Source organism: Lysinibacillus halotolerans (assembly GCF_003711845.1).
GTDB lineage: Bacteria > Bacillota > Bacilli > Bacillales_A > Planococcaceae > Ureibacillus > Ureibacillus halotolerans.
The window spans coordinates 20,570-46,687 of the sequence record NZ_RHLQ01000001.1; the positions used below are offsets into that span (position 1 = coordinate 20,570).

The 26,118-nt window shown below is 35.0% G+C and carries 28 protein-coding genes; all 28 read left to right on the top strand.

Annotation, left to right across the window (positions count from 1 at the left end):
• Positions 1 to 7: 7 nt before the first annotated feature.
• Positions 8 to 181 (top strand): 50S ribosomal protein L32, encoded by a 174-nt coding sequence (gene rpmF / locus EC501_RS00120; RefSeq protein WP_036202717.1) that lies wholly within the window; start codon positions 8 to 10, stop codon positions 179 to 181.
• 197 nt (positions 182 to 378) lie between these two features.
• Entirely contained in the window at positions 379 to 1,128 is a 750-nt protein-coding gene (locus tag EC501_RS00125; RefSeq protein ID WP_406927683.1) for an enoyl-CoA hydratase/isomerase family protein, read from the top strand.
• A 157-nt stretch (positions 1,129 to 1,285) separates the two neighbouring features.
• Entirely contained in the window at positions 1,286 to 1,669 is a 384-nt protein-coding gene (locus EC501_RS00130; protein WP_122970261.1) for a transcriptional regulator, read from the top strand.
• Positions 1,670 to 2,022: 353 nt separating this feature from the next.
• Positions 2,023 to 2,925: a ketopantoate reductase family protein gene (locus EC501_RS00135; RefSeq protein WP_122970262.1), complete on the top strand. Its 903-nt coding sequence runs from the start codon at positions 2,023 to 2,025 to the stop codon at positions 2,923 to 2,925.
• 5 nt (positions 2,926 to 2,930) lie between these two features.
• Positions 2,931 to 3,314: a DUF3397 family protein gene (locus EC501_RS00140; protein WP_241559244.1), complete on the top strand. Its 384-nt coding sequence runs from the start codon at positions 2,931 to 2,933 to the stop codon at positions 3,312 to 3,314.
• A gap of 131 nt (positions 3,315 to 3,445) precedes the next feature.
• Complete coding sequence (bshC, locus tag EC501_RS00145; protein WP_122970264.1) at positions 3,446 to 5,062, top strand: bacillithiol biosynthesis cysteine-adding enzyme BshC; 1,617 nt, start codon at positions 3,446 to 3,448, stop codon at positions 5,060 to 5,062.
• Positions 5,063 to 5,361: 299 nt separating this feature from the next.
• Positions 5,362 to 5,793 (top strand): division/cell wall cluster transcriptional repressor MraZ, encoded by a 432-nt coding sequence (mraZ, locus tag EC501_RS00150; RefSeq protein ID WP_122970265.1) that lies wholly within the window; start codon positions 5,362 to 5,364, stop codon positions 5,791 to 5,793.
• A 32-nt stretch (positions 5,794 to 5,825) separates the two neighbouring features.
• On the top strand, positions 5,826 to 6,776 hold the full coding sequence (rsmH, locus tag EC501_RS00155; RefSeq protein WP_122970266.1) for a 16S rRNA (cytosine(1402)-N(4))-methyltransferase RsmH: 951 nt from the start codon (positions 5,826 to 5,828) through the stop codon (positions 6,774 to 6,776).
• A complete protein-coding gene (gene ftsL / locus EC501_RS00160; protein WP_122970267.1) occupies positions 6,777 to 7,145 on the top strand; it encodes a cell division protein FtsL in 369 nt (122 codons plus the stop codon).
• The gene (locus tag EC501_RS00165) at positions 7,142 to 9,349 is read left to right on the top strand and encodes a penicillin-binding protein (RefSeq protein ID WP_174232623.1); all 2,208 of its coding nucleotides are present in this window, start codon (positions 7,142 to 7,144) and stop codon (positions 9,347 to 9,349) included. The genes ftsL and EC501_RS00165 overlap by 4 nt, the downstream gene beginning before the upstream one ends.
• 66 nt (positions 9,350 to 9,415) lie before the next feature.
• Entirely contained in the window at positions 9,416 to 11,338 is a 1,923-nt protein-coding gene (locus tag EC501_RS00170; RefSeq protein ID WP_122970269.1) for a stage V sporulation protein D, read from the top strand.
• A 76-nt stretch (positions 11,339 to 11,414) separates the two neighbouring features.
• A complete protein-coding gene (gene mraY / locus EC501_RS00175; protein ID WP_122970270.1) occupies positions 11,415 to 12,389 on the top strand; it encodes a phospho-N-acetylmuramoyl-pentapeptide-transferase in 975 nt (324 codons plus the stop codon).
• Complete coding sequence (gene murD / locus EC501_RS00180) at positions 12,386 to 13,735, top strand: UDP-N-acetylmuramoyl-L-alanine--D-glutamate ligase (RefSeq protein ID WP_122970271.1); 1,350 nt, start codon at positions 12,386 to 12,388, stop codon at positions 13,733 to 13,735. Before mraY ends, murD begins: the two co-directional genes overlap by 4 nt.
• Positions 13,736 to 13,846: 111 nt before the next feature.
• Positions 13,847 to 14,938 carry an FtsW/RodA/SpoVE family cell cycle protein gene (locus EC501_RS00185; RefSeq protein ID WP_241559245.1) on the top strand — a complete coding sequence of 364 codons (1,092 nt, stop codon included), beginning with the start codon at positions 13,847 to 13,849 and terminating at the stop codon, positions 14,936 to 14,938.
• Positions 14,939 to 15,009: 71 nt separating this feature from the next.
• On the top strand, positions 15,010 to 15,852 hold the full coding sequence (locus tag EC501_RS00190) for a cell division protein FtsQ/DivIB (protein WP_122970273.1): 843 nt from the start codon (positions 15,010 to 15,012) through the stop codon (positions 15,850 to 15,852).
• The gene (locus EC501_RS00195) at positions 15,830 to 16,540 is read left to right on the top strand and encodes a DUF881 domain-containing protein (RefSeq protein ID WP_122970274.1); all 711 of its coding nucleotides are present in this window, start codon (positions 15,830 to 15,832) and stop codon (positions 16,538 to 16,540) included. The genes EC501_RS00190 and EC501_RS00195 overlap by 23 nt, the downstream gene beginning before the upstream one ends.
• Positions 16,541 to 16,593: 53 nt before the next feature.
• Positions 16,594 to 17,310, top strand: coding sequence for a DUF881 domain-containing protein (locus EC501_RS00200; RefSeq protein ID WP_122970275.1), 717 nt, complete (start codon positions 16,594 to 16,596; stop codon positions 17,308 to 17,310).
• Positions 17,311 to 17,317: 7 nt separating this feature from the next.
• Positions 17,318 to 17,686 carry a small basic family protein gene (locus EC501_RS00205; RefSeq protein ID WP_122970276.1) on the top strand — a complete coding sequence of 123 codons (369 nt, stop codon included), beginning with the start codon at positions 17,318 to 17,320 and terminating at the stop codon, positions 17,684 to 17,686.
• 98 nt (positions 17,687 to 17,784) lie between these two features.
• Complete coding sequence (gene ftsA, locus EC501_RS00210) at positions 17,785 to 19,077, top strand: cell division protein FtsA (protein ID WP_122970277.1); 1,293 nt, start codon at positions 17,785 to 17,787, stop codon at positions 19,075 to 19,077.
• A 33-nt stretch (positions 19,078 to 19,110) separates the two neighbouring features.
• On the top strand, positions 19,111 to 20,280 hold the full coding sequence (gene ftsZ / locus EC501_RS00215; protein WP_122970278.1) for a cell division protein FtsZ: 1,170 nt from the start codon (positions 19,111 to 19,113) through the stop codon (positions 20,278 to 20,280).
• 256 nt (positions 20,281 to 20,536) lie between these two features.
• On the top strand, positions 20,537 to 21,361 hold the full coding sequence (locus EC501_RS00220) for a sigma-E processing peptidase SpoIIGA (RefSeq protein ID WP_122970279.1): 825 nt from the start codon (positions 20,537 to 20,539) through the stop codon (positions 21,359 to 21,361).
• A 135-nt stretch (positions 21,362 to 21,496) separates the two neighbouring features.
• Positions 21,497 to 22,204, top strand: a complete 708-nt coding sequence (sigE, locus tag EC501_RS00225; protein ID WP_122970280.1) for an RNA polymerase sporulation sigma factor SigE — start codon at positions 21,497 to 21,499, stop codon at positions 22,202 to 22,204.
• Between the two features lie 210 nt (positions 22,205 to 22,414).
• A complete protein-coding gene (gene sigG, locus EC501_RS00230) occupies positions 22,415 to 23,197 on the top strand; it encodes an RNA polymerase sporulation sigma factor SigG (RefSeq protein ID WP_097072057.1) in 783 nt (260 codons plus the stop codon).
• Positions 23,198 to 23,297: 100 nt separating this feature from the next.
• Positions 23,298 to 23,534, top strand: coding sequence for a PRC-barrel domain-containing protein (locus EC501_RS00235; RefSeq protein ID WP_122970281.1), 237 nt, complete (start codon positions 23,298 to 23,300; stop codon positions 23,532 to 23,534).
• Between the two features lie 76 nt (positions 23,535 to 23,610).
• Positions 23,611 to 24,279, top strand: a complete 669-nt coding sequence (locus tag EC501_RS00240; RefSeq protein WP_122970282.1) for a YggS family pyridoxal phosphate-dependent enzyme — start codon at positions 23,611 to 23,613, stop codon at positions 24,277 to 24,279.
• Between the two features lie 16 nt (positions 24,280 to 24,295).
• A complete protein-coding gene (locus tag EC501_RS00245) occupies positions 24,296 to 24,772 on the top strand; it encodes a cell division protein SepF (RefSeq protein ID WP_122970283.1) in 477 nt (158 codons plus the stop codon).
• Between the two features lie 138 nt (positions 24,773 to 24,910).
• Positions 24,911 to 25,192, top strand: coding sequence for a YggT family protein (locus EC501_RS00250; RefSeq protein ID WP_122970284.1), 282 nt, complete (start codon positions 24,911 to 24,913; stop codon positions 25,190 to 25,192).
• Between the two features lie 133 nt (positions 25,193 to 25,325).
• On the top strand, positions 25,326 to 26,108 hold the full coding sequence (locus EC501_RS00255) for a YlmH family RNA-binding protein (protein WP_122970285.1): 783 nt from the start codon (positions 25,326 to 25,328) through the stop codon (positions 26,106 to 26,108).
• The last annotated feature ends 10 nt before the right edge of the window (positions 26,109 to 26,118 follow it).

The window sequence follows — 26,118 nt, forward strand, 5'->3', positions numbered from 1 at the left end:
GCCAATAATGGCTGTACCATTTAGAAGAACTTCTAAAACTGCAAAAAGAAAGCGTCGTACGCATTTCAAATTATCTGTACCTGGTATGGTAGCATGCCCAAACTGTGGCGAAGCAACATTAGCTCACCACGTTTGTAAAGCTTGTGGACACTACAAAGGTAAAGAAGTAGTTAGTAAATAATTCAGTATTTACTAATGATAAGGCTATTAGAGAGACCATGGCTCTCTAATAGCCTTTTTTATTTGTTTAAATAAATGAAAGTATAAAACAAAAGGAATTCCTATATTAGAAACTCCCTTGTAAATTATAGACAGCTCCTTTACTATTTTAATGGAATAGGTTCATTTTAAAGGGGATGTTTAGTTGTGGCTTACAAAATGGAGAACAATGATGGGATTGTAACCTTTACGATTGATCGACAAGAAAAAAGAAATGCGGTCAATGATGAAGTGATGGAAGGATTAAAAGAAACGATTTCATATATCAAACATCAACAAGATGTTCGTTTTTTAGTCGTAACGGGTAGCGGTGAAAAAGCCTTTTGCTCTGGTGGAGATTTGTCTGAATTTCATAGTCTTCATACTGAAGAAGAAGCCTTTAGTATGCTTAGTAAAATGGGACATATTTTATATGACTTAGCTACTTTACGTGTGCCAACGATTGCCCTTGTTAACGGAGCGGCGGTTGGTGGAGGGTGTGAAATTGCAACGGCTTGTGATTTTCGTCTCGTTGCTAGTCATGTTAAATGTGGATTTATTCAAGGAACTCTATCGATCACAAGTGGTTGGGGTGGAGGAACTTATCTATTTGAAAGAGGTTTACGACATGACCACGCTTTAAAAATGCTAATAGACGCTAAAAGTTATAACGCACAACGTTTATATGAAATGGGTTGGGCGTCAGTCGTATTTGAAGGTTCAAAGGAAAAAGCCCTTGAAAATTTCATTGTTGATATGAGGGAAATACATCCATCCGTCCACCAAGCGTATAAAGAGATACAACTTCGAAATTGGAAAGAAAAAAATATGTATGAACGCGTGATGGAAGAGATTCGATTATGTGCAAAACTATGGGAAAGTGACGCTCATAATGAAGCTGTTCAACGCTTTTTAAATAAATCAAAATAGTGAATGCGCCCTCGTGTAGAGAGGCGTTTTTATTTTTTGTTTTTATATAGAAAGGGAGTAGAAAGAAATTAATAGGTCTCAACCTATTTTTCTATGATTGTTATTCTATTTAATCTATTGACCTGCATATAGTAGTAAAAAATGAGAGGTGATAGAAATGGATGGAAAAAGACGTAAAGATCAGTGGACAGCAGATGACGATGAAAAATTAGCTGAAATCGTTATTCAAGCTGTTCAAAATGGTAAAACACAACTTGAAGCATTTGCTGAAGCGGCGAGTGTATTAAATCGTACAAAACAAGCGTGCGGTTTTCGATGGAATAAAACATTACGTCAACAATATGGCCAAATGTTAAATAGTGTGAGAAAGCGTCCGAAGCAATTAATGCGCAGCCATTTAAAACTAGCACTTAGTAGTTTTGATGAATTAACAGAAGCATATAATGAACTAGAAATAAAATATCGGGAATTACAAACTGAACATGAAAGAATTTTAAAATGGCTACAACAAGGGGCAAGCTTCATCGAACATCAAAAATAAATGTTTGAAAATTTATTTTTGAATTAAATAAAATGTTGAATAGATAGGCAATACCGGATTTTTATTCCAATCTTTTATTTGAGAACATTAAGAGGGAAATATGTATTTTCTTTTGTTCTTTTTGGCAAAAGAGATTGCAACAGGTTCATGCATTCATGGATTTATTTACTTTATTAATAGTAGACAAAAAGTTTCATCGGAATAGTTTGTCTACTGATTTATCTATGCATTTAAAAAGGAATAACAAACAAATTACATTACCGTATCGAAAAAATCCGGTATAATAGTAAAAAATACAAGGTCTGCCTCATCGGGTAGACCTTTACTTTTCGTTCGTAATAGGAGGTGACGATTTGGATATTATTGTGATTGGAGCTGGTTCGGTCGGTATGTTAGTTGCCAGCTTTTTATCAGAATGCAATGACACTGTAAAGTTAATCGTTCGTAGAGAAAACCAAGCAGAACAACTTTTACGGCATGGCTTAGTACGGAAAAATTTAGATGGTACAATGACCAAAACAAAAGTCCAAGTAGCAATGGATTTAGAAGGTATTTCAAAACAATCGATTGTTATAATTGCAGTGAAATATGGGGAATTAAATCAAATTTATCCTATACTTCGTACCATCCATGAAGATATCCCACTCCTCTTTTTACAAAATGGTTTAGCCCACTTAGAAGAAGCAGTTCAACTACCACAGAAAACAATCGCCTTTGGTTCTTGTCAGTTCGGTGCTGAAAGGGAAAATGATTATACGATCGTACATCGAGGACAAGGTGTTTTAAAAATTGCTATGGAAAGGGGCACGGCAACACCGTTTCATTTATTTTCACAAAAAACGAATGAATTATTTCAAGTTACTTTTGTAGAAAATGTAGAAGACATGCTATTCGAAAAAGCTTTATTGAATTGTTTTATCAATCCGTTAACCGCAATTTTGCGAGTGAAAAATGGTATGTTAATAGAAAATCCACATACCTATAAATTATTGGAGAAATTATATAATGAGCTTATGATTGCTTTTCCGGAGAAAAAAGCCATATTTCCTTTTGAAGAAGTGGAAAAGTTATGTAGGAAAACAGCTATAAACACTTCATCCATGTTAGCGGACATTTTACATAAAAGACCGACGGAAATTGATACAATTGTTGGAGCGGTTTTAAAAAGAGCAGCAAAAAGAGGGAAAACTTTACCGATATTAACTACACTATATCATTTAATAGTAGCGATAGAAGAGAGCGGTGAGAAAATGTGAAAACAATGATTCAATACATCGTAAGTACAATTATATTTTTCCCTATCATTTTGTTTTTCTTTACATATGTTATTTGGCGAAAACGTAAAAAGAGTAATATTCAATCGATAGGAAGGGCATCGGATGTTACGACCTTCGTATTGTTTTTCTCAGTTCCCCTTTCGATTTCTAGTTTATGGGGAGGAAATTATAGTGGAATCGTCTTTATAGTGGCTATTTTTATTGCCATAATTTTTACATACATAGATTGGCGTACGAAAAAGGAAATAAAAATTTTATCGTTGTTTAAAAAAATATGGCGATTATTCTTCATTTTATTAACCCTTTCCTATTTCGTTATTTGGATTGTAGGATTAATTCAAAGTATAATAAACTATGTCATGATTTAAAATAAGCATTTTCTTTTGAAGAACTTGATGGAAGGTTTACAATATAGAAAGTGAATTATAAATATAACAGATTAGATAGAAATTAGAACATCTTTTAGATAACTGTTCAATGAGTAGAGGAGATATTTTTTATGAGGCTGGAACAGATTGAACTACCAGTTAATAATCAATTATTAGATGATTATTGGTCTGGAAGTGAAAAATTAAAACCATTTTATGAGTATGAGTATAATGATGAATCATTTATTACTCGATTCAATTATTTAAAATCAAAATATTACGAAACAAAAGAGTTAAGTAAAATTATTCGCTCTTATATGGAACCTCTAGGTATTTCCAATAAAATTGAAGGAAATTTAAGTGCCCTTGAAAATGGTTCAGTTGCTATAGTAGGTGGACAACAAGCTGGAATATTAACAGGTCCCTTATACTCTATTCATAAAGCAATTTCCGTTATTTTGTTAGCGAAAGAGCAAAGTGAAAAATTAAACGAAAGAGTTGTGCCGATTTTTTGGATTGCTGGCGAGGATCACGATTTAGATGAAATTAATCATACTTATACAATCGTCAATGGGGCTCCGAAGAAAAGGGTTTATCATGAACGATCAAATAAAAAGACGATGGCCTCAACAACTCCGATTCGCCAAGATGAAATGCGTCAATTGTTGAATAAAATTTTCCAAGATTTCGGTGAAACGGCATATACACATGATCTATATAAATCATGTCTTCAACAACTCGAAAAAAGTGAAACATTCACTGATTTCTTTGCGCGACTGATGAATGAATTTTTTAAAACCGAAGGCCTTTTAATGGTTGATGCCGCATACACACCATTCCGCCAATATGAATCGTCTTATTTTGTGAAAATCATTGAGCAAAACGAGAAAATTGCAAAGGCAGTAGTGGACAAGGAACGGTTATTACATAATGAAGGTTTTGGTACTCCAATTAATGCAACGGTAACGAATGCCAACCTTTTTTATGTGCAAGAAGGTGAGCGCTATTTATTAGAAAGAAAGGACCATTATTACCAAGATTCAACTGGACTTATAAAACTTTCTGAAGAACAACTCTTAAATGTTGCGAAAACAAAACCGGAACAGTTAAGTAATAACGTTGTGACAAGACCTTTAATGCAAGAAATGACCATTCCTGTATTAGCTTTCGTTGGGGGCCCTGGAGAATTAGCATATTGGGGAACTTTGAAAGATGCATTTTATGCAATGGATTTACAAATGCCTATATTGGCACCGAGGTTAAATATTACTTTAGTGGATCGAAAAGTAGATCAACTACTATCAGCGTATGAATTATCTGTCCCAGAAGTTCTATTAGGAAAAGCGCAAAGTTTGAAGGCGCAATATATCGAAAGTGTTCAAGATTTGGAAGCAAAAAAGCAAATTGAACATGTACACCAATTATTAAAAGAACAATATGAAAAATTAAATAGCCATTTGAATACCCAGGATTTAAATTTACATTCGATTGTAGAGAAAAATTTAAAATATCATAAAGTACAACTGAACTATTTAAGTAAAAAAATTGAGCAGCAAGTGTTCAATAAACACGAAAAGATCATTCGTCAGTTTGATTTAATCAACGCAGAGATCTATCCGAATGATAATTTCCAAGAAAGAGTTTATAACCCTTATCAATATTTGAACAGTTATGGACCGAATTTTATACAGGATTTATGTGCTTTACCTTTGTCGATTTCACGTAATCATTATGTCATTCATCTGTAATATACGATCCTTTTTTTATGATACTGTTCCAAAAGTTAGCATTTTAACTTTTGGAACAGTTTTTTTATGTCTAAATACCTAAAAACGGACCTAATTTGCAGAGGTGGAATGGATTTGATAAGTAAAAAGTTGTCTATGAATGTTGAAATGTCTTAGATTGTTGAGTCGAATTTCATAAAACGGAAAATGTAGAAAAGTACTATATACATAAATTATAAAAAGTTCTTAACAATCTCTTTAAAAATGTGGAGGAAAGTGGGGGAATGTGGTACATTATTTACTAAAGTGGGGTGAGTAGCATGTTCATGGGAGAATATCAACATTCCGTTGATGCAAAAGGACGACTAATTATACCTTCCAAATTCCGTGAAGAATTAGGGAATACTTTTGTTATTACTCGCGGACTTGATAACTGTCTATTTGGATATCCTATGGATGAATGGCGAAAACTCGAAGAAAAATTAAAAGAATTGCCTATGACAAAAAAAGATGCTCGTGCCTTTGCACGTTTCTTCTTTTCAGGTGCAACAGAAGTTGAAATTGATAAACAAGGAAGAATTAATATCCCATCCACACTCGCTACTTACGCAAAACTTGAAAAAGAATGTGTTGTACTAGGTGTATCAAGTAAAATTGAGATTTGGGCAAAGGATTCTTGGGAATCTTATTTCAACGAAGCAGAGGATTCTTTTAATGAAATTGCAGAAAATTTAATTGGCTTTGACTTCTAGTTAAGGTATGAGCCAAAAAGGAGTAATGGTTTATGTTCGATCATACAACCGTATTATTAAAAGAAACTGTTGATGGATTGAACATCAATCCACATGGTTACTATGTGGATTGTACTTTAGGAGGCGCTGGACATAGCGAATACTTAGTACAGCAATTATCATCAGAAGGAAGACTTATTTGTTTTGACCAAGATATGATAGCGATTGAAAATGCGAAAATTCGATTAGCAAATTATTTGGATCGTATTATCTTTGTTCATTCAAACTTCCGCTATGTCAAAGAGGAATTGAAAAAAATTAATATTGAAAAAATTGATGGTATTTTATATGACCTAGGTGTTTCTTCACCCCAGTTAGATACACCTGAACGCGGGTTTAGTTATCATCATGATGCACCTTTAGATATGCGTATGGATCAAACGGCGGAACTTACTGCCTTTCATGTAGTAAATAAGTGGTCTTATGAAGATTTAGTTCGTATTTTTTTCCGTTACGGGGAAGAAAAGTTTTCGAAACAAATTGCTCGCAAAATTGAAGAAGCTAGAAAAGTTGCTCCAATTGAAACAACGGGTCAGCTTGTTGAACTAATTAAAGAAGGAATTCCAGCCCCAGCCCGAAGAAAGGGTGGACATCCAGCTAAACGAGTTTTTCAAGCTATACGTATAGCTGTAAATGATGAGCTAGGTGCAGCTGAAGATTCACTTGTAGATGCAATCGAATTGTTGAAAGTTGGTGGAAGAATAAGTGTCATCACTTTCCATTCTTTAGAAGACCGTTTAACAAAATCGATTTTTAAAGAGGCTTCATCACTTCCTGATTTACCACCTGGTTTACCTGTTATTCCAGAAGAGTTTAAACCAACATTAAAACTGGTGACTAGAAAGCCGATTGTCCCTTCAGAGGAGGAACTTGAGGCAAATAATCGTTCACGCTCGGCCAAGCTTCGAATCGCTGAAAAAATAAATGAAAAAGGACGTGGGTAAATGGCAGTACGTGTTAGGCAAGATTCGTATATTCAACAGCCAGTAGTTCCTGAACATCAACAGCCCCAAAAACAACAAAGTAAAAGAAAAAAATCAAGAATTACGGCTAAAGAAAAGTTTTTATATATTGCATTTGTTGCCATCGTTGCTGTATTGGCTGTTTCGATATTACATAAGCAAAGTTCAATCCAGCAAACGTCGATGGAAATACAGGAGATTGAATCTCAAATTTCTGAAATTGAAAAACAAAATGTTGACTTGAAAGTTCAAGTTAGTGAGTTATCTACGTATGAACGAATTTGGGAAAAAGCAAAAGCACTCGGTTTGACTCTTAATGAGAACAATGTAAAGGTAGTGCCGGGAGAATGAAAAAAAAGAGATTTCGATTCCAATGGGGAGCCTTTCTAATGTTTATTATTTATGGAGGGCTCTTTTTTTCATTATTTATACGAATTTTTACTATCCAAGCAACGGGAGAAGTGAATGGACATCAATTAGAAGCAAGGGCTGCAGCATTATATGAAAAGGAAGCGGTTCTAACGGCAGATCGGGGAAAAATATTAGATCGTAATGGCAGTGTCATAGCAGAAGATACATTAAGTTACAGGTTAATTGCAGTTGTCAGTCCGAAAGCAACTACGAAAAAAGACGACCCACAACATGTAGTAGATCTTGAAAAGACAGCTAAAGTATTATCTGAACATATAGCTATGGAAGAATCGGATATCTATGAAATTTTGAAAGAAGGAGTTTCAAAAGAAAGATGGCAAGTAGAGTTTGGTTCAGCTGGTCGTAGTATTAGCCATGAAGTAATGAATGCGATTAAAAAAGAAGATTTACCAGGCATTGTTTTTGCCAGCGATACTAATCGATATTATCCAAATGGTCCTTTTGCTTCCCATTTAATTGGTTTTGCCTTAAAAGAAGAACAAAAGGATGGTTCCTTTAAAACAGTAGGTAAAATGGGCTTAGAATATATTTATGATAAGGAGTTACAAGGGGAAAACGGCTCCGTTCATTATGAAAGTGATCTATTTGGATACTTACTTCCAAACTCTGAAAAGATGGTTCAACCGGCGAAAGACGGAGATGATATCTATCTTACTTTAGATAAAACGATTCAAAATTTTTTAGAAGAAGCGATGACAGACGTGTATAAAGACTACAACCCTGAGTCGATGGTAGCTATAGTCGCAGATCCGAAAACGGGTGAAATATTAGCAATGTCCCAACGGCCGACCTTTGACCCGGATACAAGAGGGGGGTTAGATTCTTGGACAAATGAAGTAATTGAGTCTGCTATAGAACCTGGTTCAACGATGAAAACTTTCACACTAGCGACTGCCATAGAGACTGGAAAATGGAAACCAAATGCACAATACCAGTCTGGTAGTTATACCATTTTAGATAGAACGATTCGTGACCATAACCAAGTAGGTTGGGGGAAAATTAGCTATTTAGAAGGATTTCAACGTTCATCTAATACAGCTATGGCTAACTTATTAGAAGATATCGGAAACGAAACGCTAATTGATTATTTTAAAAAATTCGGTTTTGGTAAAAAGACTGATATTGGGTTACCAAATGAGGCATCAGGTACACTACTAACGAATTATCCAGTAAACTATGTGACAACATCCTATGGTCAAGGTTCAACAGCAACTCCTATACAGCTTGTCCAGGCAATGACGGCCATTGCAAATGACGGCAAAATGATGCAACCATATGTGATTGATAAAATAGTAGATTCCAATACAGGTAAAGTGATTCAAGAAGAAAAGTCAAAAGTAAAAGGTGAACCTATTTCGAAAGAGACGGCAAAACAAGTTCGTGAAGTACTAGCTTCTACGGTTACAGCTGAAGCAGGGACGGCAAAACGATTTGCCATTGGAGGCTATGAGGTAGCAGGTAAAACTGGGACTGCATGGATTGCTGATACCGATGGCTCTGGATATTTAACAGGAAAAAACAATTATTTATATTCCTTCTTAGGAATGGCACCTGCCGATGACCCGCAACTCATTGTCTATGTAGCCGTGAAACGACCTAAATTAAAATTAACCGAGGCTGGTTCTGAACCAGTAGCAAAAGTATTCACTTCGGTTATGGAAAATAGTTTAAAATATTTAAATATTAATCCTGAAGATGCAGTAGAAGTACAAACAGAATCAATGGGAAATTATGTTGGTAATGATGCGGAAAAAGTTCAGACAGCATTAACGAATGAAGGGTTAACACCGATTATTATTGGTGAAGGTGGAAAAATAACCGACCAATATCCTAAAGAAGGTTTATCTATTCCAAAAGGTAGTTTAATATTTTTAAAGACTGATGGAGCCATTACCCTTCCGTCCTTTGATAATTGGTCTTTACGAAATGTATTAGTCTATAAACAAATGTCCGGTTTACGAATAGAAGTTGCAGGAGAAGGGTTTGTAACAAGTCAAAGTGTTTCTCCAAATACTGTAATAGCTGATGATTCACCAATTGTTATTCAGTTGAAGACACCAGAAGAAGTATACTCAGCGAAAGAGGAAAAAACGGAGGAAGGTGAAGACTTACCGCAAGATTAACAAAACCTTTTCGAATAGAAGTTGTTTTTATTTCATACTTTGTTAAAAACGAGGTGTGAATGTCGAATGAAGTGGATTTCTACCATTTCAAAAAAAAGGTTAAAGTTAATCATATTTGGTTTTGTACTTTTTGGTTTAGCAGTTGTCGTTCGATTGTTTTATGTCCAAGTCATCCAGCATGACAAACTAACAGAATTGGCGAAAGAAAACTGGGACCGGGAAATTCCCTTTGCATCTGAAAGAGGGGAAATTGTAGATCGTACTGGAAAAGTTATCGTTACGAATAAACTGGCTCCAACCCTTTATTTTATGCCAGCTCAAAATGATAATATCGAAGAAGCAGCAAATCAAATTGCTTCCGTTTTAAAGTTAGATCCGAAAAAATTATACGAAAAAATGAACACTAGAGATTACTTGGTGAAACTAGCCCCTGAAGCAAAAAACATTACGTATGAACAAGCTGTACAAATTCAAGGCCTTAAAATTGATGGCTTATATAGTGGTGTCGATTATGTACGACATTATCCATATGGGAGTTTACTATCTAGATTTTTAGGTTTTACAGGGTATGATACACAGGGGCTAGCTGGTATTGAATATCAATACGATAAACTACTCACATCAAAAGATGCGGCAATTCGTCTTTTTACAGATGCACAGGGGAATTCCTTACCCCACGTTGATGATGAGTGGCGGGAAGGCGAGCAAGGTGCTACCGTTGAGCTGACGATTGATTTGGAAGTTCAAGAAGTTGTTGAGCGGGAATTATCCCAGGCGATGGAAAAATACAATGCAGATCAAGCACTAGCAATTGCGATGGATGTCAATACTGGAGAAATACTAGCACTTTCATCTTATCCTACATACGATCCTTCAAATTTTGAAGAAACAGATCAATCGATATACAATCGCAACTTACCTGTTTGGATGACCTATGAACCAGGTTCGACTTTTAAAATCATTACGTTAAGTGCTGCCTTGGAAGAAGATGTAGTTGATTTAGAGAATGATATGTTTTATGACAAAGGTTATACAATCGTGGAAGATTCAAGACTTCGTTGTTGGAAAAGGGAAGGACATGGTAGTGAAACATTTTTAGAAGTCGTCGAAAATTCTTGTAACCCTGGATTTATTGAAATGGGACAACGGGTAGGGGCGACAAAATTACTTCAATATATTAAAGATTTTGGCTTTGGGGAACCTACTGGATCGAACATTGCTGGTGAGGCATCTGGAATTTTATTCTCAGAAGAATCTTTCGGACCAGTGGAGCATGCCACGACCTCCTTCGGTCAAGGGATTGCCGTCACACCAATCCAGCAAGTACAAGCCGTTGCAGCAGCTGTAAACGGTGGGAAACTTTTTACACCTTATGTTGTATCACGAGTGTATGATTCGGAGTCTGGTAACACAATACTTGAAAGTAAGCCTGAATTAAAAAGAAACGTTATAAGTGAAGAAACGTCAAAAAAAGTCCGGGAAGCCCTTGAGTCTGTCGTTGCTAATGGTTCAGGTCGTCAAGCTTACCGGGATGGTCTACGTATTGGTGGCAAAACGGGGACTGCCCAAAAAGTTGAGGATGGACGTTATAAAGACGGTGAATATATCGTATCATTTATAGGATTTGCCCCTGCGGATAATCCGGAAGTTGTTGTGTATGTTGCGATTGATAATCCAAAAAGTTCAGTTGTATTTGGTAGTACAATTGCAGCTCCAATCGTTGGTCAAATCATTGAGGACATTGCACCTGAAATCGGATTAGAAGTAGATCGAGAAGGACAACTTGAAAAACAATATCGTTGGGGAGATCCAATTACGGAGCGAGTTCCTAATTTAGTCGGTTACACATTAGATGAAATCATGGAATTACAATATCCATTCAATATTGAAATACACGGAGATGGAAAGAAAGTTACTTCCCAATTACCAGAAGCAGAGAATATTATTCAACAAGATGGTACAATCCATCTTTATTTAGAAGAAAACTAATCTTTAAAAATGGAAAGAAAACATCTATTATTAGGATGAATCATTTAAGAATGAACAGAATTAAAGGAGATTTATCATGACAATTACAACAACAATAACCATTCTAGCAATTTCATTTATCGCTTCTGTGGTTCTAGCTCCAATATTAATCCCAATACTTAGACGATTAAAATTTGGACAGAGTATTCGAGAAGAAGGTCCCCAGTCTCATATGAAAAAGGCCGGTACCCCAACTATGGGTGGGATAATCTTTTTAATATCGATTATTGCTACGACGGTAATTGTTGGAAATATATTTAATCTATTTACAACACAATCAATCGTAATGATACTTGTATTAGCTGGTTTTGGTTTAATCGGATTTTTAGATGATGGCATTAAAGTTATCTTTAAACGAAACTTAGGTTTAACATCTTTACAAAAATTAATCGGTCAAATTATTATTTCAATTGCTGCATTCCTATTATTACGTTTAGGTTCATTTGATACTTCCGTCGGTATACCGTTTACAGACTGGTCAATTGATTTAGGAATTTTATATGTAGCCTTCTTAATATTCTGGTTAGTAGGCTTTTCAAATGCAGTCAACTTAACAGACGGATTAGACGGATTAGTGGCAGGCACAGCATCCATCGCCTTTGCGGCATATGGAGTTATTGCCCTTTATAATGAACAAGCTGATGTAGCGCTATTTACTTTTGCAGTTACCGGCGCATTGCTAGGGTTCTTACTTTTTAATGCAAACCCAGCAAAAGTATTTATGGGGGATACGGGCTCCTTAGCATTAGGTGGAGCCCTTGCCCTCGTTTCGATACTTGTAAAAGAAGAATTGCTACTTCTTTTAGTTGGATTAGTTTTTGTCATTGAAACGTTATCTGTCATTTTACAAGTTGCAAGTTTCAAGTTACGTGGCAAACGTATTTTCAAAATGAGTCCAATTCACCACCATTTTGAATTGTCAGGATGGTCAGAACGTAAAGTAGTCGGCGTATTTTGGACGACAGCTTTAGTTGTAGCATTAATTGCAGTTGTATCGGAGGCATTACTATGATTCCATATTCAAAATTACAGCATAAAAAAGTATTAGTTTTAGGATTAGCAAAAAGTGGCGTAGCTGCTGCAGAGTTACTACATCAGTTAGGAGCTTTTGTAACAGTAAATGATTCCAAATCCTTTGATGAAAATCCCCAAGCCCAAGGGTTATTAAAAAAAGGAATTACCGTCATTTGTGGTCGTCACCCTGAAGATTTATTAGATGAAGGTTTTGAGTTGCTTGTAAAAAATCCAGGTATTCCTTATTCAAATCCGATTGTATCGGATGCTATCCATCGTGGAATTCCGGTTATTACGGAAGTAGAACTTGCTTATTTAGTAAGTGAAGCACCAATCATTGGGATAACAGGCACAAACGGAAAAACAACGACGACAACGTTAATATTTGAAATGTTAAATCGTGGTTCAAGAAATCCCTTAATTGCGGGGAATATCGGCACCGTTGCTTGTGGCGTTGCAGCAGAAGCAACGAAAGAAAATGTTATCGTTACGGAACTATCTTCTTTCCAATTAATGGGGACAATTGAATTTAAACCGGACATCGCTATTTTAATGAATTTATATGATGCCCATTTAGATTATCATGGTACTTTTGAACAATATGTTGAAGCGAAATATGCCATTACAAAAAATCAAGATGAGGAAGATTGGTTTATTTATAATGCCGATCAAGAAATTGTTAATCAGCTTGCTATGAAATCGAGAGCTAAAAAAGTTCCTTTTAGTACGAATGGACGTTCAGAAGAGGGAATTAGTGCAGATGAAACGGCGATTTATTGGCAAGGTGAATTTTACTTGGATCGAGCATCCATTGCTCTTCCAGGAAAACATAATTTAGAAAACATTTTAGCTGCCGTCGCTACATGCATTTTATATGGATGTGATAAACAGGCTATTGAAGAAGTATTAAAAACCTTTACTGGTGTTCGACACCGTACTCAATTTGTACGGGAATGGAATGGCCGTAAAATATACAACGATTCAAAGGCAACGAATTGTTTAGCAACGAAAGTGGCGTTAGAAGCATTCGATCAACCAACTGTTTTAATAGCTGGTGGATTAGAACGAGGACACTCTTTTGAAGAATTACGTCTAGCCATGAATCATGTAAAAGGTGTAGTTGCATTTGGAGAAACTGGTAAACGCTTTATAGAATTTGCTCAATCTTGTGGAATAAGCGAGACAATACTAGCGGAAAATGTGGAGGATGCAGTTCCAAAAGCTGCCTCCATATCAGAAAGTGGTGATGTCATTCTACTTTCACCTGCTTGCGCTAGTTGGGATCAATATAAAAGTTTTGAAGTTAGAGGCGACTTGTTCATTGAAGCTGTCATGAAACTTTAGTTTTAATCCCTCCAAATTGTAATAACATTAGTGCTTAGGAATTAAGATTTTCTAAGCACACCTCTTTTGTTTTTTTGATTTCTTAGTTCATAAGAGGAAAGGATGCCTTAACTGAAATTTACTTATAAGAGGCTCTTCATTATTTCTGCTTTCTTGTTGTCATTAATAGGAATTGTGTTTATTTTTTCTGCCGGTACATATTGGAGTTCTATTCATTATGAAGGCGAATTGCCGTTTTATATTAAACAAAGTATGTATCTTTTGCTTGCGATTATCGTCTTTATATTTGTAGCAAATATGCCGGTTTTTACTCGTGAAAAAACATGGATTACTCTATATGTACTATCTTTAATTTTATTAGTACTTGTTTTAATCCCTGGGATTGGTATTGTTCGAAACGGTTCACGTAGCTGGATAGGGCTTGGTCCTTTAACTATTCAACCTGCTGAGTTAGTTAAAATTACAACATTAATGTATTTAAGTTTTTTATTGAGTAAAGTAAAAAACAGTGAGAGAGTTGTTCAAATAAAGCACTTTTTAATCATTATTCTTCCTTGTGCATTAATCATGTTACAGCCTGATTTTGGTTCCGTATTTATTTTAGTTGTATCTGCATTTATTTTATTGTTTATCGCCAGATACCCTATTAAATTATACGTTGGATTTATTGTACTAGGAGTTGTTGGGTTAATTGGTTTAATAGCCTCTGCCCCCTATCGATTAAAAAGAATCGAAGCCTTTATAAATCCTTGGGAAGATCCTTTAGGAAGTGGCTTCCAAGCTGTTCAATCTTTGCTCGCAATCGGACCAGCAGGAATACTTGGACATGGGTTTCAAGAAAGCCGTCAAAAATTTTTATATTTACCAGAGCCACAAAATGATTTTATTTTCTCCATCATATTGGAGGAAATTGGGTTTCTAGGCGGTTGTTTCGTTTTAGTGTTATTTGGAATTTTCATTTATTCCGGTTGTGGACTGGCCATTCAAACTGTAAGAAGTTCCGACTTTTATGCTATTTCAGCTTTAGTAGGGATGGTTGGGTTTCAAGCTGCATTAAATATCGGCGTTGTCATTGGTCTTATCCCTGTAACAGGGGTGACATTACCGTTTATTAGTTATGGTGGGACGTCACTCATGATTATCTGGTTTGTTGTAGCCATTGTCGTTTGTTTCTCAAATCAATCAGAAGTTTATAATGAATAAGTCTTTTAAACAGATTGACTTATAATGAGGCGATGGATATAAATGGGAAAAGGAGAGGGGGAGTAAAAATTATGGATAAAGTCATTGACATAGAAGAACGCATCCCAACATTACGAGAAAAACGTAGAAAGAGAACAAATAAAAAATTTATCACACTACTTTTATTGTTCTTTTTAACATTATTTTTACTCCTTTACTTTCAATCTTCCTATAGTGATATTAAGAATATTAATATTACCGGGTCCGAATTAGTAGCGGAAGATGTGTATTTAAAACAATCGGATTTAAAAGCTGGAGACTCGTTGTGGGGCTTTAAAACAAGTGATGTTGAGGAGAAGATTCTTGAAGAATACTGGGTAAAAGATGTGAATGTAAAAAGAAAATGGCTTTCCTCTGTTGAAATTGAAGTTGAAGAATATGAGAAGGTCGCCTATATTTCAATAGATAATGATCTGTACCCGATGTTGGAAAATGGAGAAATTTTCAAAGAATCAAGTTTTTCAGGTCCAATTGATGCTCCATTATTTTTAAATTTTGAAGATGAAAAGTTACGAAAAAAATTGTTAGTTGAGCTTTCAAAGTTAGACCCCACAGTTCTTTCGTTAATTTCTCAAATCAATTCAACGCCTTCGAGTGCTGATCCTTATGCTATTACCCTCTATATGAATGATGGTTACGAAGTTAGAGCTGAAATTACATCTCTAGCGAAAAAATTAAATTATTATCCTTCGATTGTTGCACAAATTGAAGGGGCTGGCCAATTTGAAAAGGGCATAATAGATATTGAAGTTGGTTCATATTACAAATCCTATCAAGATGAATATGCTCAATTTGACTTTGATATCGATGGGACAGAAGGACAAGATATCGAAGAACAGGAAGTGATGGCGGATGAAGAAACCACTTCACAATAATAAATTTACAAAAAAGCAGTTCATCGTACTCATTGTATGTATCGCAACAGGATTTATTATTGGCTATTCCTATAATTTGACAAAAGATAAAGCAAAAATGAACAATTCATATGTAGATCAAGAAGAATCCTACCGGGAAGACCTGATTGAACAACAGGAAAGAAATAAAGAGCTGGCTGAAGAATTAAACGATTTGCAAGATCAAATTAGAGACTATGAAAAAAGCATTGCTAAAAATGAAGACCAATATGAGGATTTAATAGAAGATGCTGAAAAACTTCGATTGCAACTGGGCTTGATACCAGTTAAAGGGGAAGGCATTAAAGTAACGTTAAAAGATAACGTATACGATCCAAATTCTACTAATCCAAATGACTATATTGTTCATGAAAGTCATGTTTTATCAGTGATTAATGAATTGAAAATTTCTGGCGCGGAGGCTATTTCCATTAATGGCCAAAGATTAAAGTCCAATTCCTATATTAAATGTAATGGACCAGTCATAACAATTGACGGTCACCAATTTCCAGCACCATTTGTTATAGAAGCAATTGGAAATGCTGAAACTTTAATGGCTTCTTTAAAAATTGTTGGTGGTGTTTTCGATCAATTATTGATGGATAATATTGTCGTAACAATGGAACAAAGCGATCGGATCCAAATGTCTTCCATTAATAATGAAATATAATATTATTCGGGGACAAGCCTAAAAATAAGAGAATTGTTTAGGAGGGGAAACGATTGAATAAAAAAATAGTTACCCGAATAACGATTGTATCATTTATTGTAGGTTTGATGATTGCTGTTCAATACAATACAGTACAAAATCCAACAACGAGAGATACACGAGACATTTGGGCAATAAGACAAGAATTATCTGAAGAAAAAAAACGTCATTCGGAATTGTTATCCGAAATCGAAAGCTACAACGATTTGATTGAGGAATATGAAAATAATGAAAAAGAACAACAAGCCGATCTTTTAGAAAATACAGTGGAAGATCTAAATGAACAGGTTGGACTTACATCTGTCACTGGACCGGGTGTAATTTTAAATATATCACCGGCGATTGAGCTTATAAATTCCGGTTATTCCATTGAAAATATATCACCGGACCTTTTAATTCGCTTAGTAAACGAAATTTATCATTATAATGGTCTTTACGTGGAAATCGATGGACAACGACTTACCCATACTTCAGCAATCCGTGAAATTAATGGAGAAACGACGGTGAATAGTGTTCCTATTGATACTGAAGTTGAAATGAAGGTAATCACCGATTCTTATGAGAAAGCCGAAAAACTTTATGGTTATTTATTTGCTTCAACATTCAAAGATGATTTTTACTTGGATAATTTAAATTTAACGATTAATAAAGCACAATCAGACATTACTATTGCTCCCTATGATGGGAAATTATCAAGTCAATATATAGTTGAAGACAATAAAGGGGAATAAAGAAAGTATGTGGTTACCATTATTAGGATTAATTTTAGGTCTAGGATTAGGGTTATTAGCGGATATTCAAATTCCTACAGTCTATGAAAATTATTTATCCATTGCTGTGCTTGCAGCCCTTGATACAATTTTTGGTGGAATCCGTGCAAATTTACAACAAGTTTATGATGATAAAGTATTTTTATCCGGTTTCTTCTTTAATATCGCTTTAGCTGCTGGATTAGCATTTTTAGGTGTTCATCTAGGCGTAGACTTATATTTAGCAGCCATTTTCGCCTTTGGAGTTCGATTATTCCAAAATATTGCAGTAATTCGACGGATTTTGATAACAAAATGGGAAGAGAGACATATAAAAAAGGATGAAAATACAGTATAATAGCTGTAAAATTAAAGAGTATACACGGAATTATTTAGACAATAGCTGGGAATTACAATAGAATAAAATATAGTAGTAAACGAAGGAGGTGCGGAATGATGAATCACCAAGATATTTATATTTCACTCGATATTGGTTCATCCTCTATTAAAGTTTTGATAGGAGATATTACTGACAATCAATTACATGTGATTGGTGTAGGTAATGTAAAATCAAACGGTATCCGTAAAGGTGCTATTGTTGATATAGATGCAACCGTACAATCAATTAAAAAAGCCGTAGATCAAGCAGAAAGAATGACTGGCATCAAAATAGATGAAGTGGTGCTCGGTATTCCTGCAAATCAAACGACTCTTCAACCTGTGAAAGGGGTTGTTGCAGTCAATAGTGAAAACCGTGAAATTACAGATGAAGATTTAGAAAGAGTAATTGAATCCGCACAAGTGATGTCAATTCCACCAGAGAGAGAACTTGTTAACTTAATTCCACGTCAATTTATTGTAGATAATCTAGATGAAATCAAAGACCCTCGAGGTATGATTGGTATTCGTTTAGAAATGGATGCTACAATGATTACAACTTCAAAGACATTAGTACACAATGTACTTCGCTGTGTAGAGCGTGCTGGGTTACAAATAAGGGAAATTTATTTACAACCATTAGCAGCAGGATTTTTCGCACTTACTGAAGATGAGAAAAATCAAGGAACTGCCTATATTGATATAGGGGGAGGCTCTACAACAGTTGCGGTTTTTGAAGATGGTTTGCTGACTAGAACAGGAGTTATTCCAGTCGGTGGCGAACATTTAACTAAAGATTTATCAATAGTATTAAAAACCCCAACAGAACAAGCCGAAATAATAAAAAAACAGTTTGGACATGCATTTTACGATGATGCTTCGGATGAAGAAATTTTTGAAGTTCCGGTATCAGGTACAGATGCAATGGATCAATATAGTCAAAAATTTATTTCCGAAGTGATCGGAGTACGTCTTGAAGAGTTATTCGAACTCGTTTTAGATGAATTAGCTCGATTAGGAGTTCGTGACTTACCAGGTGGAGTAGTCCTTACAGGTGGCGTTGCTCAATTAGAAGGTATTGCACAGCTTGCTAGACAAATTATGCAAACACGTGTAAGAATTTATACTCCAGACTATATAGGAGTTCGAGAACCTGCTTATACAACTGCTGTTGGTTTAATACGATATGCGCATTTAGATGATGAGTTTTATGGTCGAAGTACAAATCAGACACCTGCATTAGCAACAACTGGTGTCGGATCAACACCTCCTAAAAAACAATCAAACGCACCGGAAAAAGTAAGCAACAGTACGAATAAAACAAGCGTAATCAATAAAGCTAAGAAACTATTTGATAAGTTCTTTGAATAATATTTCGAGATAAATGTGGCAGGAGGAGAAACTATGTTAGAATTTGATACGAGTATAGACCAACTGGCTAACATCAAAGTCATTGGTGTTGGTGGTGGCGGTAATAATGCAGTAAATAGAATGATTGAGCACGGTGTACAAGGCGTGGATTTTATCGCTGTAAATACAGATGCACAAGCTTTAAATCTATCAAAAGCTGAATATAAATTACAGATTGGTAACAAGTTAACAAGAGGGCTAGGTGCAGGTGCTAACCCGGAAGTAGGAAAAAAAGCAGCAGAAGAAAGTCGCGAACAAATTGAAGAAGTTCTACGTGGCGCAGATATGGTGTTCGTAACTGCTGGTATGGGTGGAGGAACTGGTACAGGTGCGGCTCCTGTTATTGCTTCTATTGCCCGTGATTTAGGAGCATTAACTGTAGGTGTCGTAACACGTCCTTTTTCCTTTGAAGGCCGTAAACGTCAAACTCAAGCAATTGGTGGTATTGCAGCAATGAAAGAAGCTGTTGATACTTTAATCGTCATTCCGAATGATAAATTATTACAAATTGTTGATAAAAGTACACCAATGCTTGAAGCTTTCCGTGAAGCAGATAATGTATTACGTCAAGGTGTACAAGGTATATCCGATCTTATCGCAACACCAGGTCTTATTAACCTAGACTTTGCTGACGTTAAAACGATAATGTCTGACAAAGGTTCTGCTCTTATGGGAATCGGGATTGCAACAGGTGAAAATCGTGCAACGGAAGCAGCTAAAAAAGCAATTTCAAGTCCACTTCTTGAGACTTCAATTGATGGAGCTAAAGGTGTTATTATGAATATTACAGGTGGCTCTAACTTAAGTTTATTTGAAGTTCAAGAGGCTGCTGATATTGTCGCTTCTGCATCTGATGAAGAAGTGAATATGATTTTCGGTTCGGTTATTAACGAAAACTTAAATGATGAAATTATCGTAACAGTAATCGCAACTGGTTTTTCTGAAGATGTAATTTCACAACAGCAACGTCAACAAAATTCTCGTCCGATGGGAACTGTACGTGGTGGACAAACACAGCAACCGCAAGCACCAATTCGTGAACGAGTACAAGAACAACAGCAACAACAACAAAATGTACAACATGAACCACAAAGACAGGCTCAGCAATTAGATGATTTATTAGACATTCCGACATTTTTACGAAATCGTCGAAATAGAGGGTAATGAACATAATTCGACAAAAAGGAGACTCATAGTTTATGAGTCTCCTTTTTTTATGTAAAAATACTTCATGATATTTTCTTTCATTCCTTTATTACCAATGATTAAAGGAATTTTAATAATTAAAACGTTTCTGTTTTTCGTGTCATATTTTCTCCTTTAATAGAAAATTTTGTCAAAAAGAAATTTAGATTTCATACAATGTTTTGACATTTTCTTTAACAGACGAATGGTAATCTATTTTTAGGAGGACGCTGAAATGATTGGAGAATTACTCATACTATACAATACGTTGTTTAACTATTTTTTATTAAAGTTCACACAAGAAATAACGGGATTGTATGTAAAAAGGAGTAGATTGCTCCTTAGTGCGTTTTGTAGTGGATTCATCGCAGCAATTTTTTATCAAACGTTATTTGGAGCTGTACTAAGTTTCATTGTATTAATTGGACTTGCATTTTCTTTTCGACTCCAATCGTTGTTAAAACAAGGAACAGTCTTATTTATTACTACTTTCTTTCTTGGTGGTGTTTTAACAAGCCTACTTCCTTTTTTACTAAATCAATCCGAGGTTGCTTTTTTTATTTTATGCATAGCCATCGCCTTTTTAAGTTTAACAACGATTCACACAAAGTGGAGAAATATGATGCAAGAAAAAATTCAACATTCATTTGTAGTGGATTGTGACCTTGAGCTATTTAAAAAAACATATCGTTTAAAGGGTTTTATTGATACGGGAAACGAATGTATTGAACCAATTAGTGGAAAACCGGTTCATTTTCTCTCCTATACAGCAATAAGTAAGGAGCTCCCGAGTGATTTCCAAGAAGCATTACTTACGTGGGATGATAAAAACCCTTATCAATTAAAAATGTTTCCTACTTACGTTTATCCAAAAGTGCGGGTGCTTTCTTTATCGACAGTCCAACAAGAACGTTCATTAGTACTTGCCTTCCGATTTGATAAATTAAAAATTAGTGGTAGTGTTTCAAAGGAAATTGTTGATCAATATGTTGTTTTAACTAGAAATGATGCGAGGTATCCTCAAGACGCACAAATGATTCTTCACGTTTTGGCACTATAACTACTTGTTTTTTTAAAAGTTTCATAGTAGTAAATGCTCCGACGGATGTCACAGATTACTTGAAGGCAACTAATCTGGACAGCGAATACAAGCGTATTCGTATTCATCAAATTTACACATAAAGGGGGAAAATGATTGTTTAATAAATTAATCGACTTATTTAGAAAAATTTGGAGTAAGTTTCGACTCAAAGGAACGTACTATATAGGAGGGCACGATTCATTGCCAGTACCATTAACTAGAGAAGAAGAGATGACAGTTATTGAAGCCTTTATGAATGGTGATTTGAGAGCAAGAGACACACTAATTGAAAGAAATTTACGTCTTGTTGTTTATATTGCAAGACGATTCGATAATACTGGTACGCCTATAGAGGATTTAATTAGTATTGGATCCATTGGCTTAATTAAAGCAATTGAAACATTTAATACAGAAAAGAATATAAAATTAGCGACTTATGCTTCTAGATGTATTGAAAATGAAATTTTAATGCATTTAAGAAAGACGAGCCGCATGAAGGGAGAAGTTTCGTTAGATGAACCTTTGAATTCAGATCCTGACGGAAATGAATTACTCCTTTCAGATATATTAGGAACGGAAGAACAAATTATTATGAATGATGTTGAAAAGAAAATCGAACGGCAACATATGTTTCAAGCAATTAATGGCTTAAGTGAAAGGGAAAGATATATTATGGAATGCCGTTTTGGCTTAAATGGAAAGCAAGAAATGACGCAAAAAGAAGTGGCTGACCATTTAGGAATTTCCCAATCCTATATATCAAGATTAGAAAAGAAAATTATATTAGATCTTCGAGAACATTTAAACCAACCAATTTCATAAGCTCATATTGGCCTACATTTTCTTCTGTTAAATATGCGAATGAAGCTATTTCGAAGTAATTGAACAACGTATGAAGTTCAAATTAGAACGCTCCTTTCTCTAATTGATTGGATGAAATTGGACAAGGATTTTGTGCATATTCTTCTTTTTTCCGGACAAACTTAAAAAACAGTTCAGAGATAAAAAACAGACAGTTCGGAGGAAAAGAAGATGGTTCGTACAAAAGTAGAACTTTGTGGTGTAGATACTGCTTCTTTGCCAGTGCTAAAACATGAAGAGATGAGAGAGCTGTTCGTTCGCTTACAGTCAGGAGAAGAATGGGTAAGAGATGAACTTGTTATTTGTAATTTAAGGCTTGTATTAAGTATTGTCGGTAGATTTTCTTATCGTGGTGAACAAGCAGATGACCTTTTCCAAGTAGGATGCATCGGATTATTAAAAGCTATAGATCATTTCGATTTGAAGCATAATGTGCGTTTTTCAACATATGCTGTACCGATGATCATTGGTGAAATTCGAAGACATTTACGAGATCATCACGCATTAAGAGTATCTAGATCATTAAGAGACATTGCTTATAAAGCAATGCAGGCAAAGGAAAAATTTATTTCGGAAAATTTATATGAACCGACAATCGAACAGTTAGCTGAAGCAATTGAAATGAAAAAAGAAGATGTATTATATGCATTAGATGCCATTCAGGATCCTTTATCCTTACAGGAGCCTATTTATTCAGATGGCGGTGATGCAGTATATATTATGGATCAATTAAGAGATGATGATGTGTCGGAAGACCAATGGGTTGCGTATGTTAGTGTAAAAGAAAGTATGCAAAAATTAGACGAACGACAACAAATGATTCTATCTAAACGATTCTATTATGGCGAAACACAAACTGAAATTGCAAAATCACTCGGTATTTCTCAAGCGCAAATTTCGAGATTAGAGAAAAATGCCATTGAGACAATGCAAAAAGACTATAAACTAGGATAACAAATGCAGCGCACTTATTTTAAGTGCGTTTTTATTTTTAAGTAGAAAAGAGAATTTATATAATTTCATCCCATTAAAAAGTAGAGGAAAGGAGATTTTCTTGCGATTTTCAGATGTACAACAAAAGGAAATTATAGAAGCGGGGAATGGAAGATTTATCGGATATATCATTGATGCGGAAGTTTGCGAAAAGACAGGAAATATTATTGCTTTTCTCGTTGCAGAGCCTAAAAAGTTTATGTCTTTTATGCAAAATGAAGAACATGTAAGAAAAGTACCAATTACTGATATTCTCGTCGTAGGGAAAGATGTTATTTTAGTGCGTGAAGAGAGTTAAAGCAGTACTATTCATTGAAAATTACTTACTAGATTGATACAATGAAGGAAACTATTGATGTAAAGTTGGGTTTAAAATGGCAAGAATAATTGATAATTTAAATACTATATCGAAAAAAATTGATGAAGCCAAAAAACGCACACAAGCGACACAAGATGTAACGATTATTGCTGTAACGAAACAAGTGTCTACAGAAAGAGCGGTTGAAGCCGTTGAAGCTGGATTAAATCATTTAGGTGAAAATCGTCCAGAAGGATTATTAAGTAAAAAGGGCGAAATGAATAATCAAGCGATATGGCATTACATCGGGTCATTACAATCAAGAAAAGTGAAACAAGTGATAAATGAAATCGACTACTTACATTCATTGGATCGTTTTAGTCTAGCGGAAGAAATTAATAAACGGGCTGAAAAAACGATAAAATGTTTTGTACAGGTTAACGTTTCAGGAGAACAAACGAAACATGGATTATCGAAGGAAGAAGTTATTCCATTCATTCAATCTTTACAACAATTCGATAAAATTCAAGTAGTTGGATTAATGACGATGGCTCCAAATACAGAAGATGAAACGATTATTCGCCATGTATTTCGTGAACTAAAAAAATTACAGCAGGACGTTGTTGAGTTGAACTTGCCCTTTGCACCTTGCCAAGAACTGTCAATGGGGATGTCAAATGATTTCGACATTGCAGTAGAAGAAGGTGCAACGTTTGTAAGAATAGGAACAGCTCTTGTTGGATAGAAATGAGGGATACTAGATGAGTATGAAAAATAAAATTAAAAATTTCTTTTATTTAGAAGAAGAAGATGAATCAGTAGAAATCGAAGCATCAAGTAAACCAGTTCATATTTCTAAAGAGCAACCCGTTGTAAAGTCACGACCTAAAAAGGAAAGAAAGCTTGCTGAGGTTGAACCCCAACAGTCACAACCACGCAATGTTGTCAGCTTACAGGCGGCAAACTCACTAAAAAATTCAAAAGTTGTAATTGTTGAGCCACGTGTATATGCAGAGGCGCAAGATATTTCTGAGCATTTGAAAAATAAACGGGCAATTATCGTAAATCTACAGCGCATCGATCGTGAAGCGGGAATTCGTATTATCGATTTCCTAAGCGGTACGGTTTATGCTCTAGGTGGAGATATTCAACGTATCGGTACAGATATTTTCTTATGTACACCGGATAATGTGGAAGTATCTGGGGAAATATCAAATTATTTATATGAGGAATTTTAACTTCATTCCCCTAAATGGGGGATGAAGTGACCCTCAAGCAATGTAGAAGTATTTTATTTCTATAGGTACATACTAACTTTTTATAAAGGCTACTTTGCTACAAGAGGAACTTTAATTTAGAGAGGGTAATTAATTTATATGATGATCTATTCAATCAGTACAGTTATTACAATGGCCTTTTCGATTTATTCGTTTATGCTTATCATTTACATTTTAATGTCTTGGGTTCCGGCCGCACAAGGTTCGGCCTTTGGACGACTTCTTGCAAAATTATGTGAACCATATTTAGGTTTCTTTAGAAAATTCATCCCACCTATCGGTATGATTGATTTTTCGCCTATTATTGCGATTTTATTACTGACTTTCATCGAACGTGGGATAAAAATTGTCGTTTTCAATCTATATAACATGTTAACTTAAGTCAAATACTAAAAAAAGAAGTCATTCTTTCGATATTTAAGGAGACGTTTCCAACAATTTTGAAACGTCCCTTTTTTAATACGATAAATTGGGCAGTATTTAAATATATAGTTATTCAAAGTGAGCTGAGAAAATGGAGCATTTAATTCAACATTTTAGAAAAGACGAACAAACTTTCATCGAAAAAGTCATCGGGTGGCAAAGGGAGGTAGAAGATCGATTTGCACCAAAATTAACGGATTTTCTTGATCCTCGGGAAAGATTTATTGTTTCTTCTATTGTTGGTCAAAATAACGAACTATCCGTTCAACATTTTGGAGGGTTTGATGAAGCAGAAAGACAAAGACTTTTTATTTGTCCCAATTATTTTCAACCAACGAAGAATGATTTTGAAATTTCCTTTTTTGCAGTGAATTATCCTTCTAAGTTTGTTCAGTTAAAACATCCAGATGTATTAGGAGCTTTATTATCGTTAGGCATTGGACGTAGTAAGTTCGGTGATATTCGGATTGAAGAGGATATAATTCAATTTGCAGTCGCTAAAGAAGTCCAAGATTACGTATTAGTGAATTTAACTTCTATTGGTAAATCAAAAGTGAAGTTGGAACAAATTGATTCTCATCAATTAATTAAACTAGAAGAAGAATGGTTCGATAAAACCTATACAGTATCTTCTATGCGATTAGACGTTATTATTGCCACAGTTCTTAATATATCGAGACAAAAATCTCAAAGTTTAATTAAAGCAGGCAAAGTTAAAGTCAATTGGACGATAAGAGAGGATGCTTCCTTTGAAGTACAAGAAGGTGATATTCTTTCGGCTCGTGGATTTGGCAGATTAAAAGTGATAATGTCTGAAGGACGGACGAAAAAGGATAAACTTCGACTTCAAATAGGCCGATTAGAGAAAAAATAGTAGATTAAAG